Consider the following 20631-nt stretch of genomic DNA (forward strand, 5'->3'; position numbering starts at 1 on the left):
ACGAAGTACGAACACCAGTGGCTCAAGTCGGTTTCCTATACGGACACCTGGAATGACGACGTACGGCCCGGCTATATAGGCTGGATTGAGCGCGCCCAGGTGATGAATTCCTACACAGGAAAGTGGCGGACCCATTACGACGACCCCAAGTGGGGCCACTACTACTGGGCCACCCCCTATGACACCGTCACTTCCCCCGCCAACGAAGGAGAAGACGGCTGGACCAGCAACATCAAGTGGCAAGAGCGTCCCATGACCCGCGACGAGCTCATCAGCAATTGCGGCTGGGACTTCCCGCCACAGAGCATCGCCGGCGGCACCACCCTCAAGTCGGGCTGGTCGACGCAGGCAAACCTCACTCGCCTGGTCATGCAGAGCGACGGCAACCTGGTGATGTACCGCCTGCGTGACGGCGCCGCCATCTGGTCCACCCACACCTCCGGCCACCCGGGCGCGTACGCCGTGATGCAGACGGACGGCAACTTCGTCGTCTACGACGCGGCCAACCGTTTCCTGTGGAACAGCAACACCGTCAGCCCCGGCGCCTGGGCGATATTGCAGAACGACGGCAACTTCGTCGTCTACAAGAGCACCGGGGGTCCCGGCATCGGCGGGGCCCTGTGGGCCAGCAACACCACCGCGGCGGCGAAGTGACGACTCGCCGCACCTGACTCCGCCCGGTCCCGGGCGGAGTCACCCGGCCGCACGGGGTCCGCTACCTGTTCGCCTCCCGTTGTGGGGGCGACGGCGAGGATTTCCAAGTGCTGCACAGGCCCGCACACAATGCACCCGCCCCCTGCTGCAGCCTCAGCACCCGCGCTTGCGCGGGTGCTCTTAATTCGTGCTTGCGCGAATTAACATGCTTTCAGAATGCTTGCGGAATTCAACTCCCGTGCTCACGCGGAAATTTGGCGGAGCGTCAGCGGAGCCGAGCCCGAAGCGAAGACCCGGCAGCCGCCGCGCGCGCTGCGGTCAACTGCAGCGATGCGGGTCCAGAAACCACCTGCGGCCTTTTGCCAGGGCGGCAGCCCGAGCGCCGAGGACGCCGTCGGCTGCGCCCTGCGGCTCCCGGGGCGTCTGCCGCTCCTCACCCGTCGGGCGGCTGCGGTCCCAGCACCGGGTTGGAGAGCGTGCCCACGCCCTCGATCCGGACCTCCACCCGGTCCCCGGGGACCAGTGGTCCGACGCCTGCGGGGCTGCCGGTGAGCAGCACGTCACCTGGTTGCAGGGTGATCCAGCGGGTGACGAAGGCCAGCAGTTCCGCCACGCCGAAGACCATTTCCGCGGTGGAGCCGTCCTGCACCGTCCGGCCGTTGACCAGGGTGCTCAGCCGCAGTGATGCCGGGTCGGCGATCTCGGTCTCGATCCACGGCCCGAGCGGGCAGAAGGTGTCCGCGCTCTTGGCCCTGGTCCACTGCCCGTCCGCGCGCCAGTCGTCGGCGGTGATGTCGTTGGCGCAGGTGTAGCCGAGCACGTAGTCGGCGAACGACGCCGCGGGGACCTCGTGGGCGGTGCGGCCGATCACCACGGCCAGTTCCCCCTCGTACTCCAGCCGCTGCAGCCCCGCGGGGTGGATCACCGCTGCGCCCGGCCCGACCACGGCGTTGGGGGCCTTGAGGAACAGCGGCGGCTGGGTCGGCCACGGCCGCTGCTTCTCAGCTATTTGGCCTGCGTAGTTGCTCCCCGCGCACACGATCACTCGTGGGTTGCACGGCGCGAGCAGCTCGACCTCGTCCACGGCCGCAACCCTGGGGCCGGGCCTCGTACGGCCGAGCGGGCCGTCTCCCACGTCGTGGACGTACTCGCCCACCAGCGCACCGACACCGGTGTGCTCTCCCTTGCGATACCTGACCAACCGCACCGATCATCTCTCCTCTGCGGACCCAGCGGGCCCCTTGAATCCGTGGACGCCGCCGTACCGGGCCGTCAGGAACCGACGGCCCGGTACCGCAGGATCTGAACCGTCAGGCGGAGCTGGCCACTCGTGCTTCCTCCGAGCCGTCCGTTCCAGCACCGACTGGCGGGGTGCTCGTGGCCTCGCGCAACTTCTTTCGCAGCGGGAGGACGAGCAGCGCGGCCACACCGAAGACCAGACCGAAGAAGACCTGAGTGAGTGCGTATCCACCGCCGCTGATATCGCTGAGCCATCCGCCGACGTATGGCCCGATAAAGCCACCGAGGTTGCCGACCCCGTTGATGATGCCGATGCCGGCGCCTGCGGCGGCCACCGGCGTGAGCTTGGTGACTGTCGCCCAGAACGGTCCGTACCAGGCAATCGACGCCGCGGTGCCCAGAATCATCGCCCCTAGAACGAGCCATTTCTGTTGAGCCGAGATCAGACTCGCACCGGCGAGAACCACGGCTCCGACGCCGAGGACGGAGGCCATATGGGTGATGTGGCCGCCGCGACGGTCCGCCGACCGACCGATCAGAACGATCGCGACGCCCGCGGCAATCTGCGGCAGTATTGCGAAAATACCGACCTTCAAATCGGTGTGGAAGGCCGTCTTGAGCATGCTCGGCAACCACATCGAGAGTCCGAGCAGGCCCAGTTGGGTCAACGTGTAGATGAGAGCGAACAGCCACACGATCGGACTGCGGAACGCAGCCTTGACAGTTCCACTCTGTTTGAGCGGCTCGCCTTCCGCAGTACGAGATTTCTCGATGTAGTTACGTTCGTTGTCCGACAGCCACTCCGCTTTCGCCGGCGTGTCGCGGATGAGGAAGAGCCAGGCGGCGAGCCCGAAGATGAGTGGGGCGCCGCCCATGATGATGAACATCCAGCGCCAGTCCGCATACGTCAGGATCATTCCTGCGGCCGGCGCGGCGATGATTGCGGAGATCGGTGTGTACAGCTTGAAGATCGCATATGCCTGGCTGCGTTCGGCGAACGGGAACCAGGCCCGGATGGTGGCCATCAGCGCGGGCTGCACGCCACCCTCGGCCACCCCGAGCAGGAAACGGGCGAGCACGAGTTCGGTGAGGTTGTGCGTAAACCCTGACGCGACCGCGGCCGTACTCCACAACACCAACAGAATCGTGATCCACCGCTTTGCGCTCCACCGCTCGGCCAGGTAGCCGCCGGGGACCTGAAGCAGCAGATAGCCCCAGAAGAAGATGCCCGTCGCGAAGCCCGCTTGAGCCCCGCTGAGGTGCATGTCCTGCTGGAGGTGGGGCAGGGCGAAACTGATGTTCGAGCGGTCGATATAGCAGATCACGTAAATGATGACGATGACCGGAAGAATCCTGGTCCATCGCTTCATTTCGGACCAGCTCCGGACATTGGACGTCTGCGTAGCCAACGACCTACCTCCTTGTAGGTTGTTTTGCATATTCGGCACTCGACTCGGTGCCGAGCGCCGAGTGAAGATGTCTCCGATGGAATAGGACTCCTAATGTAGCGAGCAATCATTCTTTCAGGAGATTTGCTCGGCGGTCTTTCGATGGGATCGCATACCGCATTCGGCAGATAGGTAGCCTGTAGGGTGAAGTAAATATCCTCGCCACGAGTGGTCGGGATATCTTCACCGTGCCGCCGCAGCCGGGCGGAAAATGAAATGAGAAGCGGGAATGCCGGTTCGACGAGGGCGCAAATCATCATGCGCAACTTCGCTGACGTGGAGGAATTCAGCCGGGACGGACGGGCTAATAATCAGGCGACTCGAGCGCAGAGCGAATGAGTTCTACGGGGTGGCTGGAACGACGCCCACCGCCGTGGGCAATTTGCTGCCGGCAGGACACGCCGGTGGCCACAAGGACGGTATCTTCTGAGGCCGCTTTGACGGCTGGAAAGAGGCGGTCATTTCCTACCGTCATCGACATGTCGTAGTGTTCGGATTCGAATCCGAAAGATCCGGCCATGCCGCAACATCCGGCGTCGAGTTCCTCGACCTGGACTCCGGGAATCCGCTTGAGCAGTGCAATGGTCGCGGCGGTGCCGACTTCCGCCTTCTGGTGGCAGTGGCCGTGATAAAGCAGCCTGCGCCCGGCGAGCCAGGAATCCGCTCGCAGCCGCAGCCGGCCGTCGTCGATGGCTTCGCCCAGCAGCTCCTCCACCTGCCGTACGCGGCCCGCGACGTCTTTGACCGCCGCGTCGTCGGGCAGCAGTGCCAGGTGCTCGTCCCGCAGGGTCATCAGGCAGGACGGTTCGCATCCCACGATCGGTGAGCCTGGTTCCCCGGTCGCGCTCAGTGAATGGGCGAGCTTGCGTGCCTTGTCCTTGGCGTCGTCGACCAGCCCCTTGGACAGGCTGGACCTGCCGCAACAGCCGCCGCCCTCCAGGTGGACCTGCCACCCGGCCCGTTCGAGCAGTTCGATGGCTGCCCGGCCGATGTCGGGCTCGGTGAACGTGGTGAAGGAGTCGGCGAGGAAGGTGACCGTTCCCTGAGTGACGTGGTGCGCCGGACTCGTTCGTTGGCGGAACCAGCGCAGCAGGTTGAGCCGTGCGAACTTCGGCAGCGGTCTCGCCGGCGTGATGCCGACCAGGCGGTCCGCCAGCAGGCGCAGCCGCCGACTCCGTCCGGGCAGGTTGGACAGCGGTGCTGTCGCCGAGCCCAGCCGGTTCAGTGACCGGATCGCGCCGAAGATCCGGGACCGCAGCGGAGTCCCGTGCAGGTCGTGATGGTGCGACAGCGTCTCGCTCTTGAGCGTTGCCATGTCCACGCCGAGCGGGCATTCGCTCTTGCATGCCTTGCACCCGAGGCACAGATCCAGGATCTCGTGCAGCCGCTCATCACCGAGGGCCTCCCGGGGGTCGGGCTGCGACAGCGCTTTGACCAGGGCGTTGGCGCGTCCGCGGGTGGAGTGCTCTTCCTGGCGGGTGGCCATGTAGGACGGGCACATGGCGCCGGTGGCGCTTTTGCGGCACAGGCCGATGTTCATGCAGCGGTCCGCGGCGCCGCGCATGCCGCCGACTACCTCGAAGGCCAGTCGCGTCCGGAACGGCGTTGCCGGTGGCAGCGCCGGGTCACGCAGGTTGTCCGTCATCGACGGGGCGTCCACGATCTTGCCCGGGTTCATCCGGTCGTCCGGGTCGAAGACATGCTTGACCTGGCGCATGGCCTCGTAGAGCTTGTCGCCGAAGAGCTCCCGGTTGAACTCGCTTCTGGCCAGCCCGTCGCCGTGCTCGCTGGAGTTGACGCCGCCGTACTCCCTGACCAGGTCCTTGATCTCCTCCGCGACGGCGCGCATCTTCTGGACCTCCGCCGGGTCGGTGAGGTCGACGAAGGGGCGGATATGCAGGCAGCCGACCGAGCAGTGCCCGTAGAAGCCGGCCGCCATGTCGTGCCGGTCCAGCACCGCCTTGAAGCGCTGGGTGTAGTCGGCGAGGTGCGCGGGGTCGACCGCGGTGTCCTCCACGAACGCCAGCGGACGGCGTGCGCCGACGCTGGCGGCCATCAACAGGCCCAGGCTCGACTTGCGGACTTTGAGCAGGGCCGACTGCTGGTCGGCCGTGACGGCCCGCAGCGTGTGGTAACCGTGGCCGTGGCGTTGCCACAGCGCCGTCAACTGCTGCAGTTGACCGAGGAGTTGCTGCTCGTCGTCCCCGGTGAAGGTCACGAAGAGCAGTGCCTCGGGGTCGCCTTCGAGGATGGTGCCCAGCGAGGCGTACTCGATTTTCTGCCGGGAAAGATCCAGGATCGTACGGTCCATCAGCTCGACGGCGGCCGGATCGCAGGACAGCGCGTCCTCGGTGGCCGCGATGGCGGCGGGCGTCGAGGTGAAGTGCCCGACGGCGATCACCGTCCGGCGCGGCTTGGGCACGAGGTCGACGACGGCCTCGGTGGCGACCACGAGCGTGCCCTCGGAGCCGACGACGAACTTCGCCAGGTCGAACGGGCCGTCCCCGAGGAGCCGGTCAAGCCGGTAGCCGCCGGCCCGGCGCCAGAACGTGGGGAATCCCTCAGCGATGGCGGAGGAGTTCGCGCGCACGATCTCCGGCAGCTGCCGGTAGATGTTGCCCTCGAGCGTGGCCGCCTGTGCCCGGCGTGCCCGCTCGGTCTCGTCCACCGGGGCCAGGTGGGCGTGTCCGGCGTCGGAGAGCACCACGTCGAGCTCACGGACGTGATCGATGGTCATGCCGTAGCGGACCGATCCGCTGCCGGCCGAGTTGTTTCCGATCATCCCGCCGATCGTGGCGCGGTTGCTGGTCGAGGTGTCCGGGCCGAACATCAGCCCCTGCGGTGCGGCCGCCTGATTGAGCTGGTCCTGCACCACACCCACCTCGACCCGGGCGGTGCGGTTCTCGGCGTCGATGTCCAGGATGCGGTTCATGTGCCGGGACAGGTCCAACACCAGGCCCGGCCCGATGGTCTGGCCGGCGAGGCTGGTGCCGGCGCCCCGGGGCACCAGCGGCACGCCGAACTCGGCGGCCGCCGCCACCGCAGCTGCCACGTCCCCGGCATGGCGCGGAAACGCCACGCCCACCGGCGTTATCGAGTACATGCTCGCGTCCCGCGCGAACAAGTGCCGGGTGTAGTCGTCGAAGGCGACCTCGCCTTCGAGGACCTGCCGGAGCTTGCTGGCCAGGCCCTGTCGGGCAGCGTCTTCGGTGGCGGGCACGGAGTTGCTGTCCGTGGTCACTGTTGGTCTCCTCCTTCCTGTCATCGCTTCGGGCGATTCATTCGGTGCGCAGCAGTTCCAGTGCCGCACTCAGGCCGCCCGGGTCGATCGCCACTCCGGCCAGTTCGAGCCCCATCTGCACACCGGCGAGGGTTCCGGCCAGGGTCAGGTCGTTGAAGTGACCGAGGTGGCCGATCCGGAAGACCCGTCCCGCGAGCTTGCTCAGGCCGGTACCGAGCGACATGTCGAAGCGGTCCAGGATGATCTGACGGACCTTGTCCGCGTCGTGCTCCGCGCCCAGCAGCACGGCGGTCAGGACACTGGAGTACTCCCGCTCGTCGGCGCACAGCACATCGAGGCCCCAGCCCCGGACGGCGGCCCGGGTGGCCCCGGCATGGCGGTCATGCCGTGCGAACACGGCTGGCAGACCCTCCTCTTCGAGCATGAGCAGGGCCTCTCGCAGCCCGTAGAGCATGTTGGTGGCCGGGGTATACGGCCAGTAGCCGCGCTGGTTCGCCTCGAGAATGGGTGTCCAGTCCCAGTAGGACCGCGGTAGCCGCGCCTGCTCGGCGGCGGCCAGCGCCTTCTCACTGACAGCGTTGAAGCCGAGGCCCGGGGGCAGCATCAGACCTTTCTGCGAGCAGCTGATGGTGACGTCGACGCCCCACTCCTCGTGCCGGTAGTCGATCGACCCCAGCGAGGAGATGGTGTCGACCATGAGCAGGGCGGGATGGCCCGCCTCGTCGATGGCTGCCCGGATCTCCGGCACGCGACTGGTGACGCCGGTGGAGGTCTCGTTGTGGACAACCATCACCGCCGCGATGGAGTGGTTCTTGTCCTCGGCCAGCCGTTCGGCGACAACGTCCGGGTCCACGCCACGTCGCCAGTCTCCGGAAACGAAGTCGACCTCCAGCCCGAGGTCCTCGGCCATGCCGCGCCACAGGGTGGCAAAATGGCCGGTCTCGAATGCCAGCACTCGGTCGCCGGGGCTCAGAGTGTTGACCAGCGCCGCTTCCCATGCGCCGGTCCCGGAAGAGGGAAAAATGATGACAGGACCGCTCGTGCCGAACACCGGCTTGACTCGTTCCAGTACGTCCAGTCCCAGCTCCGCGAAGTCCGGCCCGCGGTGGTCGATGGTGGGTTGTGCGATGGCCCGCAACACCCGGTCGGGGACGCTGGTCGGTCCCGGGATCTGAAGGAAATGCCGTCCACTGCGAGTGGTCACTGATACCCATCCCATCAATCGTGCCGTTATACGGCACGCCGTGCCGTAAAAAGGTACGGTGATGCTAGGAGCGGCAAACCGAGGAGTCAATGGATGCGCAATGTTCTGAACACCCTGTGCGTGCTGGAGGAGGTCGCCACGCGACAGCCGATCGGCGTCGGCGAACTGGCACGAGTGCTTGAGATGCCCAAGAGTTCCGTGCAGCGCGCGCTGCAGACTCTCAATGAGGCAGGGTGGATCCGCCCGGCGAGGGGTGAGATCACTCGGTGGGTGGTGACCACCAAGGCGCTTGACGTGGGCCGGCATGCCAGTGGGGATCTCGGCCTGCGCGACGCAGCCGTACCGGTCATGGAGGACCTGCGCCGGCGCACCGAGGAGACGATTCACCTGACGGTTCCCGAGGGGAACAAGATGGTGCTGATCGAGCGGCTGGAGACAGCCAAGCCGGTACGGACCAGCATGGCTCTCGGCCATGCCCTTCCGCTTCATGCCTCCGCCAACGGCAAGGCGGTCCTGGCGAACAGCTCTGCCGAGGTGATCGAGCGGCTGCTTGCCGAGGGGCTGCCGCGCTACACCGACACGACGGTCACCGATCCGGCCCGGTTGCTCGCCGAACTGGATAACGCACGGGCACAGGGATACGCGACCAACCACGGAGAGTGGCGCTCCGACGTCGGCTCCGTCGCGGCAGCCGTCATGGGCGGCATCGAGGAACCCGTCGCGAGCCTCAGCGTCAACGTTCCGATGAGCCGCCTGACCGACGAATCACAATCCTTCTTCGGCGCCCTGGTGAGTGAGGCGGCGAAAACCCTCTCGGCCCGGCTTGGGTACATGCACGACCCCGCCCCGCAGGCACCGGCGTAGAGGACCTCGTCGGGGCGTGGGAGCCCGCGCACACGGATACGCAGGTACGGGTGTGCTCCGCGGCGCCGGCGACACCGCTTTTGCCGCCGGCACCGACATAGGCGTGCGCAGGATGCCGCCCACGGTGTCGTCGACGGCCAGGGCATGCCGCTCGATTACTTCGAGCAGGGCATGTGTCAGCGCCTCATCGGAGGTGTTCCCGCATGCCAGGCCGGTGCTGGTGGTACGCCACAGGTTCGGAGCCCACGTCGGGCGCGGCGCGCGGGAGATGACCCCGGAGGGAGCGGCCGGTCGTGAGACCGGTACCTCGTGTCCAGTCCTGCGGGGGCAGGTTGAGTGCTCTCACGTCCTTCAGGCCCCCGGGCGGGACCCGCAGGGGCAGCGCCTCGAGCGGGTAGTCGCTGTACACGCTGGTGGCCGGGCAGCGTTGGTCGACGGGCGGCTGCTCGGCGTACCAGAGTTTCGATGGCCTCCATGGCTGCGGAGATCGCGGCGAGCCGGCCGGTGGCGCCCTTGCCCTGGGTGGCGCTCAGCGTGCGGGCAGCGGGCCGGATCGCCGTCCACACCGGCAGGCCAAGGTGGTCGAGGCCGGTGAGGTCGGCGACGCGGGTGATGCCGTAGTGGGACAGCAGCGGTTCCAGTACGGCCCAGGTCTCGTCGGGGGTACGGGCACGTACGGTGCCGTCGAGCTGCAGGAGGTCAGAGGGCACCCCCCGGCCCGCTCGATGCCCGCGCCTTTGAGAACATCCGGATCGTCGAGGACGAAGCCGCCTGCCGCTACCTGCAGCGTCTCGCCGCCCTCCGCACCGGCCTCGTCCACGCCGCCGCCGGCAGAGACGCTCACCAGCTGCGGCGCGCCGTCGAGATCGGCCACCACCAGCTGTTCGACACAGCAGACCTGCTCCAACGCCACGACACGTGGTTGGCCTCCAGCGAGCTCATCGCCCGGGAGCACCTGATGCTGCAACTCGCCAGCCAGATCGTCGCAAGCACGCGGGGCGACGCACCGCTGGGTCCCTATCCGCCCGGGCCTCGCCGACAGCTCGATGCCTCAGTCCAAGCAACGACTCGCATGTCGTCGACGACGGAGGAAACGCACATGCCCCACCCGCAGGACGGTCCCGCGCAGCGCACGAGCGAGGTGTACCTGCTGTTCGCTCACGAGGCGTACCACCCGGCCGCCGCCCAGGAAATCAACACCTCGCTCGTGGCCGCAGCCTCCCTGCTGCACCCGCGGGTACGGCAGCCTGACGGCGCGCGCATCTACGACCGCGTCACCCGTGGCCGCCGGCAGCGCGAGATCGTGCGCTGTCCACGCTCACGCACGAACTGGGCGGCGGTGCGCTCTGGCCGGAGATCGGCGACTGGGAGGCGGTCACTGCCGACCTGCTCCAGCTCATCCGTGACCGTGACTGCGACGCCCTCAGCCTGGACCTGCCGGACATCGCCCGAGCCCTGGTGTGCTCCGGCCCGCACAACGAGGTGCGGGCCTGGGACCCGGCGGCCGGGCGGTGTCAGGCGTACGGGCCCGCCGAACGTAGAGAGGTCCTCGTCGAGATCGGCAAGCAACTGGCCTGGGCAGAAGCGCAGAAGCGGGGTGCTCTCTGTGGCCGGGCGACGGCCTTCTGGCCCCGAGCAATCCCGAGGAAGCCACGTGATGTTCAGCTACGAAGCGTACGCAGGGTGGGCGGACCTCCGTCGGCTGCCGACCCGGCGCCCACGCCCCAAGCGCCGCGGTCGACCGCGATCACAGGCCCAGCGCCGCAGACTCAACCGCGGCGGCGATCGCCACCAGCCGCGAAGCCAGCGAGCACGGCCGCCTCCAGTGCACAGGACATCGCCACCCCGCTCGACTACCTGGACAAGATCTTCCAGATCCCCTTCGCGGTCCCGCCGACCACCCGGGAGAAGGCCGCACGCCTCATCCGCGCGCTGCTGACCACCGCCGACATCCCCGGCCCCGAAGGCCCGGCACAGCCTGTGGACCCCGGGGGCCTGCCGGATGCGCAGGAGCCCGAAGCACCGACACCGCTGACCGCCTCCGTCCCCGCACCGGAGCCGGCCGGCGACCTGACGCCAGGCTTCGACACCGACCCCACCCCCGTCCAACTGCAGCTCGAGGAGACGGAGATTGCGTTCATGTCCCAGATGGGCGGCCTGACCCGTACTCCCAGGGCGGCCAAGAAGCTGGTCAACCTCTACCGCCTGGCACGCATCGGGGTCGATCCGGGCGACCTGGCCGCCTTCGTGGGAACGGAAGCGATTCCGGGCGAGCACCAGGTCGTCCAGATACTGCTGGCCCTGCTTGTGGGCAGCCCGGACCAGGCAGCCACCGTCTTCCGGCACATCCTGGAGGCACCCCCCACCAGCAAGATCACCGAAGCGCTGCGCGACCTCCCCGTCGATCGTGAGGTTCGTGCGGTAGTACACCGCGACCATCAGCACCCGTTCGGCGAGCGGCAACGACCACGGCCGACCCCGCAATGTGCCATTGCCGCCCCGCTCCCGCACCACGTAAACGTCTCCACCCACACCCGCTCAGCCCTTAACACCCCAGCCATACAAGGGAGATGCCCAGCTCAGAGCCTTGTGCAACACCCTTTAAGGGCTGTCCCGTAACCGCTGGTCACGGATGAGATGATCTTGCCGTGTCTTGTGTGATCACGGCGTCGGAGCCCTCCTGGATAGCCCCGTTCACCGGGTTGAGCCCGCGCCAGTTCGGCAAGCTGATCACCGCTCTGCGGCGTGAGGGCGCGGACCCGGTGCGCAAGGGCCGGCCCTGGAGCCTGCCGCTGGAGGACCGCGTGATCCTGGTCGCCGCGTACTGGCGAACGAACCTGACCCTGCGCCAACTGGCCCCGCTGTTTGGGGTTCCAAGTCGTCCGCCGACCGCATCATCGACCAGCTCGGGCCCGCGCTCGCGCTCCAGCAACGCAAGCGGTTCCGCAAGGACACCGTGCTGATCGTGGACGGCACCCTGGTCCCGACCCGCGACCACACCATCGCCGCGCAGTCCAAGAACTACCGGTACTCCACCAACCACCAGGTCGTCATCGACGCCGACACCCGGCTCGTCGTCGCTGTCGGCCGACCGCTGCCCGGCAACCGCAACGACTGCAAGGCGTGGCGCCAACCAGGAGTTCCGCGTCCGGGAGCTGCACGAACTCCTCGACGAACCATCCATCAACGTCGCCCGCAGCCGCCTCGGACGCCTCACCCGCCAAGGCTTCCTCGCCCCACCCGGACGAGGCCGCTACCAGAAAGGGACTTAACGTCCTTTAAGAGGTGTGCGGATGTCAGGTCAATGACCTTGCAGCGGCTTGGGCTTGGGCGGCTTCCGTGGGTGCGTCGGCCCGCGTGAAGGCTTCGGCGGCCTGGACGTAGTGGACGCGGGCCGCTGTGGGCTTGTTTGCGTCTTTGTACATGCGAGCGAGATGCAGCGAGGTCTGGCCCGCTCCGTCCCAGTCCCTGAAGTCCAGATACATGCGGAGGGCCGTGGTCAGTGCCTCGATCGCCTCGTCCCACCGCATCGCCTCCTGAAGGGCGGAACCGAGATTGGCCCATGCCATGGCTTCGCCGGCGAGATCGTCGGCGGCATGGTGCAGATCACGCGCACGGGTGTAGGCGTTGATCGCCTCCGTCAGACGACCCACCTCCCCCAAGGCATTGCCGAGATTGAGGAGGGCCGCAGCTTCACCACTGATGAACCCGGTGGCATGGTGCAGATCGCGTGCGTGGGTGAGGGCCTCGATCGCCTCCGTCGGCCGCCCGAGATCCTGCAGGGTGATCCCGATGTTGTTCCACGCGCTGGCCGCACCGTGCGGGTCATCGGTGGTCTGGTACAAGTCGCCTGCGTGCGTGTGGGCGTCCATCGCCTCTGTCAGCTGACCGAGCTCCCGCAGGGCGAAACCGAGACTGTTGAGGATGCGTGCTTCAGCGATCGGGTCACCGATTCGGTGCGCGGCGGCGCGCGCGGCGCGGCTGACGGCGATCCACTCGACGCAGTCCCGGCGCCAGTTCAGGCCGTAGTCCATGAGGTGCAGCGTGAGTCGGACCGCATGGCTGGCAAATTGCTCCTCTCCCGACCACTGAACCGAGGCCACCAGGCCCGCCCGCTCCACGTCGAGTCTCGGTGAACACCGGCTTCCGGGCTTGGCGCTGCAGGACAAGAAGTTGGTGCCGCAGCGCCAATGTCCCGGTGTCCTTGTCGCGGTCGCTCATTGGCAGCAGGCGCAGGAGCGCCAGGGTGTTGGTCGCAGCGAGATAGGCCAAGCGCAGTAGCACGACAGATCATGATGCCGCCGATGCCCTGCGCATGTGACCACATTGGGGCGAGCGGCGAGGACGGCCAACGAACGGCGATCAAGACCGTGACCTGGGCGGATGAATTATCGGCACCCGCAGGGTTCGCGGAAGGCGTCGGCTATCTCGTCGGCGTGGGCGACCATCCCCGCGACGACCGACAGTCCAGCGTGTGCGAACTAAAGTATGCCGCCCTGCCCCTTTCTGGACGCCGCCGAAGTACTGCTGAAGCCTCGACTCCAGTGTGAGCACTGGAGCTTGGTCTTCAAGAACCCGGACCGAGAGGTCCGCCGCAAGTTCGAAGGCGTGACTTCGAGAGCTGTACCGCAAGCGCGACAGCGTCCCGTCTCTAGCAGACCGCCGCATCCCACTGTCTGCTGGTGAATCAAGGCGAGTTCTGAGCCTGTTCCTGCCAATACGCCAGGTTCTCGCGCATGACATCCAACATGGGATGACCAGGTCCCATGACAGAAGCCAGATCGCGCAGCAGTTGCTGGTAGGCGGCAACCGCGCTGGCCGGGTCACCGGCCATGCCGTGCCAGTGGGCGAGCTGCTGCTGGACCGTGAGAGTAGCGGGGTGGCCAGAGCCGAAGACCCTCAGCAGGTCGGGGATGAGTTCCTTGCAGACAGCCGTTGCGCTGGCTGCATCACCGGCTTGGCCTTGGTTGGCGGCGAGGTTGCTACGGGTCAGGAGGGTCCGGGGATGGTCGGTGCCGAACACCCGCACCTCGGAGGAGAGGAGCTGGCGGAAGGCCTCGGCCGCGCCCGCGTGGTCTCCCAACCTGGACAGCATCTCGGCGAGGTTGCCGCAGCCGGTGAGCGTGGTGGGATGGTCGGGGCCGAAGACTCGGACCAGGTCAGGCACAAGTTCCTGGAGAGATCGGGCTGCGCCGGCGGGCCCTTCGGACTTCTCCTGGTGGGTAGCAATATTGACGCGGGTAGTCAAGGTGACGGGGTGGTCGGCGCCGAGAACTCTGGTCAGGTCGGGCAGGAGTTCCCGGAAGACGCTGTCCGCGCCGGCGTGATCACCCACGCTGCTCAACGTGTCTGCGAGGTTGTTGCGAATCGTGAGAGTGGCTGGGTGGTCCGAGCCGAAGACCCGGATGAAGTCGGGCAGCAGTTGCTCGTACGTCTGCAGCGCGCCGCTTGGGTCTCCGGCCTGGCCGCGCCAGTGAGCGAGGTTGTTCCGCGTACGGAGGGTGTCGGGATCGTCGGGGCCCAGCACGCGCAGCCGATCGGCCAGGACTTGCGTGAATTCCTCGGCCGCGCCGCTTGGGTCTCCGGCCTGGCCGCGCCAGTGAGCGAGGTTGTTCCGGGTGACGAGGGTGTCCGGATCGTCGGGGCCCAGCACGCGCAGCCGATCCGCCAGCAGCTGTTTGAATGCCTCTGCCGCGCCGGCAGCGTCCCCGGTCTGGCCTTGCCAACGGGCAAGGTTGTTTCGGGTGACGAGGGTGTCGCGGTGGTCGGCCCCCAGCACGCGCAGTTGGTCGGCCAGCAGCTGTTTGAATGCCTCTGCTGCGCTGGCAGCGTCCCCGGCCAGGCCTTGCCAACGGGCAAGGTTGTTCCGCACGGTGAGTGTCGCGGGATGATCGGGGCCGAACACTTGCGTCTGGTCAGGTACAAGTTGAGCCAGTGCTGCGGCTGCGCCACCCGGGTCCCCCGCCTCCCCCCGCCAGTGCGCGTGATTGTTTCGGATAGCCAGGGAAGCACGCTGATCAACGCTGCCCAACTGGACAACGGTCTCGTACAGGGCGGCGTAGTGATCACGGGCCGCAGCTGCCGCACCCGACTGTCCCAGACTCTCCGCGTAGCTCAACAACACCTGATGCGGGCGGTTGCGCAGCCACAACGGGCCGATGCCGCCGCCCATCGAGGCTTCGTTGTGGCCGATCAGCGCGTGGGCGTTGGCTCGCAGAATCTGATCGGATACCTCGTCGTCTTCTTGCCAGACCTCCATCAAGGCATCGGCCGCAACCGGCAACACACTGGTGATCAGAGAGCGGCCACGATTCTCGTACGCCGTACGCTGAATCAGCTGATGCACTCTCACCAGCGCATGTTCGGTCGCATGGTCGACGAGATTGAGCCGGTGCAGCACGCGTAGTGCTCCACGCGCGTCATGCGCGTCCACTGCTCTCGCCTCCCAGCCGGACAGATCCCCGCTCTGCCCACCTCCGGCTTCGTCCGTGGCCGCCCCCGTGAAGGGCGTCTTTGTGGTCACGCCCGTCGTGGGCGAACCACGACGCCCAGTCTCGAGGTAGGACAGTGCGAGCCCGGTGACGACCACGCTCTCAGGTACTCCGTTGCCATCCAGAACGGACAGAAGTTGCAGCAGCGGCCGAGCCAAACCCACCGGTGCGAGACTGTCAGCCCGCCGAATCGATAGGTCCCATGCCGCGGCGACTGTGTGAGCCTGATCGTCCGGCAGGCCGCTGATATCCGGTAGCACCTCGGACAACGTTCGCGCCCGGTCCGCCAACAGATGCCGGTATGCGTCGATTGGCATGTCGGCATCCACTACATACGCCGCAGCCTGAGACAGCGCCAGTGGCAGATAGCCCAGATCCCTCGCCAATCCGGCCAACTCGTCATCAATGTTGTTGTGGTGCGCCCGGTCGTCCTGAGCCAGGGCGTTGCCCAGATAGGCCACGGCTTCCGCCTCTGTGAACATCCCTACAGGCAGGAAAGCCCGGCCCGGGGCTTTGAAGCCGGCCTCACGGCTGCGCGTGGTCACGATCACCCGCCCGCGCCCGTCCGGGCGCCGTGGTGGCCACAAGCGCTTCAAGTCGCCGGGGGAGGCGACATCATCCAGCACCACCAACCAGCTGCGGTCGGTGGCTTGGAGCCAGCTCAAGAACCGCTGCGCGGCTTGCTCGATGGCGTCAGACGTCCCCGGCGTCCCGGCGGCGTCAACGCCCCCGGTACCAGGACCGCTGATGGCAGCCTCAGCCTGTGCATACGCGGACACCACCGCCTGACTGCCGCTGGCTGACACCCACACCAGCAGATCCACGGGCTGTGGAGTGGTGAGCGTTGCAACCTGAGGATGGGCTTCCTGCTCGGGCTGACTCGACACGGGCGTGGAGCCAGGCATGCCGGAGGCGTACCGCACCGCATGAGCGTAATGGGCGGCCAACTGGGTCTTTCCGACTCCTCCGGTGCCAGAGACAACTTGCTGCCCCAGTACCGCCTGTTCACCATCGTCCAAGGCTGCGGCCAGAGCACGAGCCTCGTCTCGGTATTGGAAGTGCAAGGGCAGCTCAGGAATTCGTCCCACCTGCAGCGGCCAGGCGGGCGAATCTACGGGATGCTGCCACTCCTGCAATGCTTGTTGGAGATCCTCAAGGACGCCATCCCAGCGTCCCTGGTCGATAGTTGACGCTCCCGCATCCTGGCCTGCATCAAGGCACTGGACCACGAAGTCGTACAGGATCTTCCACCTGTCAACACCTACGACGTCCGGCGGCAGTGGCTTGCCTCGACGCACGGCGTGGTCCTCGCACACCTTGAGCACTGTGCGCACCACATCGAAGTCGAGCTGCCGGGAAAAGTGGCCTTGCAGCAAGTCCCCAACCGTGCTCTTGGACAACCGGCGGGCTCCTGGCCACGGTTGGCCGGCCTTCGGTTCAGCCAGAGCAGATGAGGCTGCGGCGATGTCCTGGTACGACAGGCCGGTCTGCCTCACTACCGTCTTGAGCTGGGCGGCGAACGCTACCTGGACAGCCCCCGGCTCCAGCTTGGCCGCCATGCTCCCGCATCCCTCCCGGCTCACGCCGCCCCAGCTATCACCCGTCCGGAACCATCCGGTGCCGACTGCCGCAGTGTAGGCCCTGAGCTGCAGTGATATCAGCAAATCCGGGGTCGTCCAGCAACAGCATTCGCCCGCTGCCCGCTCCATCACTTTGGAGGTTCACCAGGGGTAACCACCCCAATCACCCAAGGAGTGAACTCACCGATGAACGCCGACCTTTACGTTGCTGCCATCCTGGCCGCCCTCGGTCCCTGGGGCACCTTCGCCTTCTTGACCTTCCTTTTGATCTTCGCTGGCGTAGTCCTGCCCACGGTCTGGTCCCGCCACGCCTACCGGCGCACCGCCGCGCGCCGCACCCTCGACACTCTTCTTAAGGCCCTGCGCCGCCTCTACCCTTTCTAACGTCAGCCGTTGCTCTTAGAGGACATCTCATTTGGTGAGTCGGCGGTAGCAGATGAGGGTGCAGGCGATGGCTGTGAAGGCGAGGAAGTGTTCGGCTTTGCGTTCGTAGCGGCGATGGAGGCGACGGCATCCGGCGAGCCAGGCCATGGTGCGCTCGGTGGTCCAACGGTGCGGCCCAGTCGTTGCGAGGTCTCGATGCCCTTGCGTGCGATGCGGTGGGTGATGCGGCGCTTGCGTAAGTATCGGCGCAGGTGGTCGTAGTCGTAGCCCTTGTCGGCGTGGAGCTTGGCGGGCTTGCGCCGGCGGGGGCCACGACGGGAGCGGATCGGCGGGATGCCCCGTACGAGCGGCTGAAGGGCCTGGCTGTCGTGGAGGTTGGCACCCGATATGCCCACGGAGATGGGCAGACCGGTCCGCTCGCCGCTGGCCGTGTCACTGTGCACTCCGGCCAGTACGGGCCTCTGCCCGCCCACGTCGAGGATCTCCTCAGTAACGAGGCGGACGTGGAGATGCTCGCGCAACTGGCGGTTGCCACCATCACCACCCCGCCGCTGGCCGTTGCGCTGCTGGGCGAGTGGGGGGCGGGCAAGTCGAGCTTCATCCGTCAGATGAGTCGCTGGCCCGGCTGCGGATCACGCTCGCCCAGCTCGACGTCATGGACGACCGGGCCTTCGAGTTCGCGCTGCGAGACCTGCTCGTCCGGGACGGCTGGAGCGCACAGCAGGTCGGCCGTCAAGGAGACCAGGCCGCCGACGTCATCGGCGAGGACCGCCAGCGCGGCAGGATCGTCCTGCAAGCCAAGCACACCACCGTCGCAGGCAGGGTCGGCTCGTCGGTGATGTACCAGGTCAAGGGAACCGCTGGCCCTGTCCACGGAGCCGATGCAGCCGTCGTGGTGACCAACGGCTCCTTCACCCGGGACGCCAGGACCTGGGGCGAACGCCATCAGGTGCACTGGGTCGACCGGGACCGGCTGCGCCGGTGGGCCGAACTCGGCACGCCCTTGCAGGACCTGCTGCACCTGCCCAGCCGTCCGGCCCGCAGGACGGCCTTCCACCGAGCGGCATGAAACACGCCCACCCCATCCACCGCGCTCTTCGCCGGCCCCGTGCCCAGAGCGCCGGGAAAAGCAGGACCGGAGTTCGTCCGCGGCTCTCCACAGACGCAGCCCCGGCCGGGGAGTTGAGCCGGCGTGGCACTGCGGGAGATGCTGACGGCCATGAGTACGGTGCCCGCCTTCGACAATCCTCTTCTGCCCGTGCCGGGGGCCGCCGGGTGGGCGGTGGTGGACGTGGAGACGTCGGGCTTGAGGCCATACCAGCACCGGGTGCTGTCGGTGGCGGTACTGACGCTGGACTGGGCGGGAAAGCTGGTGGAGGAGTACTCCACACTGCTGGATCCGGGCTGCGATCCGGGCCCGGTGCACATCCACGGCCTCACCCCGCAGCGGCTGCGCGGCGCACCGACGTTCGAACGAGTCGCCGAGCACCTCGCAGCGCTGCTCACCGACCGGGTCATGGTCGCGCACAATGCCCAGTTCGACTATGACTTCCTCGCGCACGAGTTCGCCCGGGCCCGCTCCTGGCTGCCGGTCTCGCAGCGCATGTGCACGCTCGCCCTCAACCGGCGTGTCTCACCCCCTACCGGTGATCTCAAACTGGCCTCGCTGGCCACCCACTACGGCGTGCCCCAACTGCGCGCGCACGACGCCCTGGACGACGCGCGCGTGCTGGCCGGCGTTCTGCGCGGCTCTCTGGCCGCAGCCAGCGAACTCGGCATCGTACTGCCGCTGGTGGCATGCCCGCCCAAGCAAGGCTCGGGATATCCGCCCCGCGTGCCGAAGACCCCGTGCGCACACCGCAACCCCGGCCGGCTTGCCCCCGGTGAACCGCTGGTGCAGGGCATGAAGATCGCATTCACCGGTGACACCCGCACCGCACGAGAGGAACTCATTGCGCGGTCCGTCGCGGCGGGACTGAACGTGATGAGCTCGGTCAGCCGTCACACCAGCGTGCTGATCACCAACGAGACCGACCCCGACAGCGCCAAGTCCCGCACGGCACGGAGTGCGGACGTGCCCGTGATCACCGAGGAGGTCTTCCTCGGCCTGCTCACCATCGTGCAGTCCGGTACCGCCCACGCGATCCCCGCACCGCCGGCGTCCGTGCCCGCGCAGCGGTGCACCGACCGCAGCACAGCTTCCACCGCACCGCTGTCCGGGCGACGGGTTCTGGTGCTGGGCGGTCCTCACGACCACGCGTCGGCGCTGCGCGCCCGCATCGCGGAGCTGGGCGGAGCTGCCGCGGTCAATCTTTCTGCTGGCGTCACGGACGTGGTCCTCCTGGCCGGCGGGGCTGAGGACCGCCGCATGCCCCGCATCACCGCACGCCGGCTGCCAGTGCACGACGCCGACTGGCTCTCCGCAATCGCGCGGCAGCCACCGGACACCACCGGACCGGCGGAAACGAACGGCCCGGCCGACGTCCAGATTCTTCCCCGCGGCGGGGTTCTCGACCTGCCGGCCGCACCCGGCCGCGCCGGAACATGGACGGTGACCGCAACCTGGGGCCATCAGACCGACTGCGAGATCGACATGGTCGCCTTCGCTCTCGACGAGGACGAACAGGTCTCCTGCGACGAGGACTTCGTGTTCTACGGAGCGCCCGAAAGACCCGACGGAACCGTACGGCTGGCCACCGACGGCCCCAGCGAACAGGCCATCACGGCGGACCTGACCTCCCTGTCCGACGCCGTCCGCAAAGTCGTCATCGCCGCCGCCATCGACGGATCCGCGACGTTCGCCGACGCCGGCGCCATCGAGATCACTGTCGCTCAGGGCAGGGGCGCGCGAGCCGTGGCCCAGGCCACCTTGGACGCCGCGACCACTGAACGCACGCTGTTGCTCTCCGAGCTCTACCGGCGCGGCCCGGGCTGGCGCGTACGCGCGGTCGGCCAGGGATACGACCACCAACTGGCCACCTTGGCCCGCGACTTCGGCGTCGACATCATCGACTGACGCCATGCCCACCCCCCGAGGTCGCAGGCGGCATCACCTGGGGTCCGGGCTGAAACGGGATACGCCCGTGTGGTGATCAGCCGAGGCGTTGGGCGACTCCGGTGCACTGATGACACGGACCGTTGCTGAGGTTGATTGTCACGGGTTCATGAGGATGAGCAAAAGTCGGGGGTGATGAGCAGGCATTGTTCATATTGGCAGGGTGATCTTGGCTCGATGCGTGTGTTGTGGATCGGCCTGGTGCCTGTTGCGTTTGGCCGACGCACGCTGATGGATGGGGCAGTGAGTCTGGACCTGAGCAACTGCGAACTCCTGTGGCCGACGGAGCTGTTCGTCTTTGAGGGCCAGCGCATCCTGCGGTCCACGGGCACGTGCGGCTGCGCGGGGGCCTACGGAGCAGATCTGCCACGTAGTTGGCGATCAGTTGAGCAAAGAGGCCGCCCCGAGAGCCGTGTAGGTCCCCAGCGCCGGGTGGGGCCCGACTTCGTAGATTCGAAGCTGCGCAGCGAC

General features: G+C 67.3%; 10 protein-coding genes and 5 pseudogenes. 6 read left to right on the top strand and 9 right to left on the bottom strand.

The genetic code is table 11. The annotated features are described in order from the left end of the window. Positions 1-654, top strand: a pseudogene (locus ACFVXA_RS37265) (hypothetical protein); the annotation flags it as partial. Between the two features lie 433 nt (positions 655-1087). Here ACFVXA_RS37265 and ACFVXA_RS37270 read toward each other — a convergent pair. The 4 genes from ACFVXA_RS37270 to ACFVXA_RS37285 all read right to left on the bottom strand — a co-directional run bounded on the left by ACFVXA_RS37270 (position 1088) and on the right by ACFVXA_RS37285 (position 7786). Further along, positions 1088-1861 (bottom strand): fumarylacetoacetate hydrolase family protein, encoded by a 774-nt coding sequence (locus ACFVXA_RS37270; RefSeq protein WP_383748326.1) that lies wholly within the window; start codon positions 1859-1861, stop codon positions 1088-1090. A gap of 103 nt (positions 1862-1964) precedes the next feature. Then, positions 1965-3302: an MFS transporter gene (locus ACFVXA_RS37275; protein ID WP_390028439.1), complete on the bottom strand. Its 1338-nt coding sequence runs from the start codon at positions 3300-3302 to the stop codon at positions 1965-1967. 343 nt (positions 3303-3645) lie between these two features. Next, positions 3646-6582, bottom strand: coding sequence for an FAD-binding and (Fe-S)-binding domain-containing protein (locus tag ACFVXA_RS37280; RefSeq protein ID WP_390028440.1), 2937 nt, complete (start codon positions 6580-6582; stop codon positions 3646-3648). Positions 6583-6619: 37 nt separating this feature from the next. Beyond that, positions 6620-7786, bottom strand: coding sequence for a pyridoxal-phosphate-dependent aminotransferase family protein (locus ACFVXA_RS37285; protein WP_384023781.1), 1167 nt, complete (start codon positions 7784-7786; stop codon positions 6620-6622). Between the two features lie 93 nt (positions 7787-7879). Here ACFVXA_RS37285 and ACFVXA_RS37290 point away from each other — a divergent pair, with 93 nt between their 5' ends. Next, positions 7880-8650, top strand: coding sequence for an IclR family transcriptional regulator (locus ACFVXA_RS37290; RefSeq protein WP_383748332.1), 771 nt, complete (start codon positions 7880-7882; stop codon positions 8648-8650). Here the strand turns inward: ACFVXA_RS37290 and ACFVXA_RS37295 are convergent. Together ACFVXA_RS37295 and ACFVXA_RS37300 are read right to left on the bottom strand one after the other, a co-directional pair. Beyond that, positions 8552-8920, bottom strand: coding sequence for a YcaO-like family protein (locus tag ACFVXA_RS37295; protein ID WP_389472920.1), 369 nt, complete (start codon positions 8918-8920; stop codon positions 8552-8554). The two genes, ACFVXA_RS37290 and ACFVXA_RS37295, sit on opposite strands and share 99 nt — an antisense overlap. 2133 nt (positions 8921-11053) lie before the next feature. Beyond that, positions 11054-11211, bottom strand: a pseudogene (locus tag ACFVXA_RS37300) (IS5/IS1182 family transposase); the annotation flags it as partial. 87 nt (positions 11212-11298) lie between these two features. On the opposite strand from ACFVXA_RS37300, the pseudogene ACFVXA_RS37305 reads away from it, so the two are divergent. Continuing rightward, positions 11299-11789, top strand: a pseudogene (locus tag ACFVXA_RS37305) (transposase family protein); the annotation flags it as partial. A gap of 157 nt (positions 11790-11946) precedes the next feature. Here the strand turns inward: ACFVXA_RS37305 and ACFVXA_RS37310 are convergent. Together ACFVXA_RS37310 and ACFVXA_RS37315 are read right to left on the bottom strand one after the other, a co-directional pair. After that, a complete protein-coding gene (locus tag ACFVXA_RS37310; protein ID WP_383911889.1) occupies positions 11947-12684 on the bottom strand; it encodes a tetratricopeptide repeat protein in 738 nt (245 codons plus the stop codon). 653 nt (positions 12685-13337) lie between these two features. Continuing rightward, positions 13338-16700: a tetratricopeptide repeat protein gene (locus tag ACFVXA_RS37315; RefSeq protein WP_390028443.1), complete on the bottom strand. Its 3363-nt coding sequence runs from the start codon at positions 16698-16700 to the stop codon at positions 13338-13340. Positions 16701-16907: 207 nt separating this feature from the next. On the opposite strand from ACFVXA_RS37315, the gene ACFVXA_RS37320 reads away from it, so the two are divergent. Further along, entirely contained in the window at positions 16908-17105 is a 198-nt protein-coding gene (locus ACFVXA_RS37320; protein WP_383748345.1) for a hypothetical protein, read from the top strand. A 27-nt stretch (positions 17106-17132) separates the two neighbouring features. Here ACFVXA_RS37320 and ACFVXA_RS37325 read toward each other — a convergent pair. Next, positions 17133-17524, bottom strand: a pseudogene (locus ACFVXA_RS37325) (IS5 family transposase); the annotation flags it as partial. 191 nt (positions 17525-17715) lie between these two features. Between ACFVXA_RS37325 and ACFVXA_RS37330 the strand changes: the two are divergent. Both ACFVXA_RS37330 and ACFVXA_RS37335 read left to right on the top strand, forming a co-directional pair. Then, a pseudogene (locus ACFVXA_RS37330) lies at positions 17716-18174 on the top strand (restriction endonuclease); the annotation flags it as partial. A 150-nt stretch (positions 18175-18324) separates the two neighbouring features. Further along, positions 18325-20121, top strand: a complete 1797-nt coding sequence (locus tag ACFVXA_RS37335) for a DEDDh family exonuclease (RefSeq protein ID WP_390028444.1) — start codon at positions 18325-18327, stop codon at positions 20119-20121. Positions 20122-20631 lie beyond the last annotated feature (510 nt).

Origin of the sequence: Streptomyces sp. NPDC058246 (genome assembly GCF_042881985.1) — a bacterium.
Classification (GTDB): domain Bacteria; phylum Actinomycetota; class Actinomycetes; order Streptomycetales; family Streptomycetaceae; genus Streptomyces.